The organism is Microbacterium sp. BF1, assembly GCF_019279095.1.
In the GTDB taxonomy this organism is placed as follows: domain Bacteria; phylum Actinomycetota; class Actinomycetes; order Actinomycetales; family Microbacteriaceae; genus Microbacterium; species Microbacterium maritypicum.
In genome coordinates this window covers 1-2,602 of record NZ_JAGYWT010000359.1, presented here as the reverse complement: position 1 = coordinate 2,602, position 2,602 = coordinate 1, and the positions used below count along the sequence as shown (strand labels likewise).

Here is a 2,602-nt window from a genome sequence, read left to right as displayed (position 1 = left end):
GGCCTCCGGCTCGCCGGAGAGGATGCCGCGCAGCCAATCGCGCGCCTCGACGAACACGTCGTCCGAGTAGCGGTCCGGGTACTTCACGATCTGCCGGTCCGCACGCGGATACGAGCCGAGGAAGACGACTCGCGGGCTGAAGCGGCGGATGCCGAGCAGCGCGTCGGCCATGCGCTCGTGCTCGATGTGGCCGTCGGCGTCGATCACGAACCGATAGCGGCCGAGTTCGTCACCGATGGGCCGCGACTCGATGAGCGACAGGTTGATGCCGCGGGTGGAGAACTGCTCGAGCATCTCGAGGAGCGAACCCGGGTGGTCGTGCGGGAGCTCGACGATCAGGGAGGTCTTGTCGGCGCCGGTCGGCTCGGGCGAGCGGGTCGTGCGGGTGACCAGGACGAAGCGGGTCACGGCCTGCGCGTTGTCGCCGATGCCCTCTGCCAGGACGTCGACGTCGTAGTGATTCACGATGCCGGGGGCGGCGATCGCGGCTTGCGCTGCCAGCGTGCCGTCGAGGACGCCGATCGCGGAGGCGACGTTGCTCGATGCGGGCACGTGCGAGTGCGACGGCAGGTTCGCGCCGAGCCAGCCATGGCACTGGGCGTAGGCCACCGGATGCGCCGCGATCACCTCGACCTGATCGAGGGTCGTCCCCCGAGGGGCCACCAGCACGAAGTTCACCCGCACCAGGTACTCGCCGATGATGCGGAGCCCTGGGAGCGTCGCGAGAGCATCCTGCGTGGTGGAGACGCCGCCCTCGATCGAGTTCTCGATCGCGATCATCGCGGCGTCGCTGCGGCCCTCGAGCACGTCGGCGAGAGCCTCACCCACGTTGTGCACGGGGCGCCAGTCCTGGCCGCGGGCCTCGGCCACCTGGTCGAGCGCCGCCTCCGTGAAGGTTCCGGCAGGGCCGAGATAGCTGTAGGTGCGGCGTTCAGTCACGGGTTTCACCTTAGCCCTCGGCGGGCCGACCGCTCTTCCTGGTGACTTCTCGGATGCGATCGGGCCGATCAGGGGGCAGACTGAGGGGATGACCAGCCGTGCCGGCCTCCCTGCGGAGGAAAGTGACCTGATCGACGTCGATGAACTGATCGCCGCCTACTACGACCGCACACCGAACCCCGAGGTTGCGGCCGAACGGGTCGTCTTCGGCACCAGCGGCCATCGCGGATCCTCGCTGTCGAACAGCTTCAACGAGAACCACATCCTCGCCACGACGCAGGCGATCGTGGACTACCGCGATGCGCAGGGCATCACCGGTCCGCTCTTCCTCGGCCGCGACACCCACGCGTTGTCGCTTCCCGCCGAGCGCAGTGCGATCGAGGTGCTGCTCGCGAACGGCATCGACGTGCGCGTCGACTCCCGCGACTCGTGGGTGCCTACGCCGGCGCTCAGCCACGCGATCCTCACGTACAACCGCGGCAAGGCGGCCGACGACCCGAGTCGCGCAGACGGGATCGTCGTCACCCCCTCGCACAACCCCCCGCGCGACGGCGGCTTCAAGTACAACCCGCCGCACGGCGGACCCGCAGACACCGACGCCACGGGCTGGATCGCCGACCGCGCGAATGCCCTCATCGCCGCCGGCCTCGAGGGTGTGAAGCTGGAGCGCTTCGCCGACATCGACTGGGATTCCCTCACCGGCTACGACTTCCGCGACGCCTATGTGCGCGACCTGCCGTCGATCATCGACATCGACGCCATCCGCTCGGCCGGTGTCAGTATCGGCGCCGACCCGCTCGGTGGAGCCTCCGTCGAGTACTGGACGCTGATCGCGGAGATGCACGACCTCGACCTCACGGTCGTGAACCCCGAGGTCGACCCGACCTGGCGCTTCATGACCCTGGACTGGGACGAGAAGATCCGGATGGATCCGTCGTCGCCTTCCGCGATGGCCTCGCTGGTGGCGAAGAAGGGCTCCTACGACGTCCTCACCGGCAACGACGCCGACGCCGACCGGCACGGCATCGTGACCCCTGACGCGGGGCTGATGAACCCGAACCACTATCTCGCCGTCGCCATCGACTACCTCTTCTCGCACCGCGAGGGCTGGCCGCGCGACGCCGCGATCGGCAAGACGCTGGTGTCGTCGATGATCATCGACCGCGTGGCCGAATCGCTCGGCCGGCGCCTGCTGGAGGTGCCGGTCGGATTCAAGTGGTTCGTTCCCGGACTCCTCGACGGGTCGGTCGCGTTCGGCGGCGAGGAGTCGGCCGGCGCCTCGTTCCTCCGCAAGGACGGCTCGGTCTGGTCGACCGACAAGGACGGCATCCTGCTGTGTCTGCTGGCCGCCGAGATCATCGCCGTCACCGGCAAGACCCCGTCGGAGCGGTATCGCGAGCTGGAGACCGCTTTCGGCGCCTCGGCCTATCAGCGCGTCGACGCACCGGCCACGCCGGAGCAGAAGGCCACCCTCGGCAAGCTCGCCCCCGAAGCCGTGACGGCGACCGCACTCGCCGGTGAGGACATCACCGCGATGCTAGACCCGATAGCACCCAGCGGGATCACCACCGAGATGGCGTGGATCGTCGCAGACAAAGTCGAAACCACCTACCTGTACGCCCTCCCTCGACGAACCGGCCCTGGCGACCCGACCGCCACGCCC

Annotated in this window: 2 protein-coding genes; one reads left to right on the top strand and one right to left on the bottom strand. The window is 68.8% G+C overall.

From position 1 onward, the window contains the following. On the bottom strand, positions 1–948 hold a 948-nt coding region (pheA, locus tag KZA10_RS12045), incomplete at its 3' end, for a prephenate dehydratase (RefSeq protein WP_218682993.1). Positions 949–1,027: 79 nt separating this feature from the next. Between pheA and KZA10_RS12040 the strand changes: the two genes are divergently transcribed. Next, on the top strand, positions 1,028–2,602 hold a 1,575-nt coding region (locus KZA10_RS12040), incomplete at its 3' end, for a phosphoglucomutase (protein ID WP_256934783.1).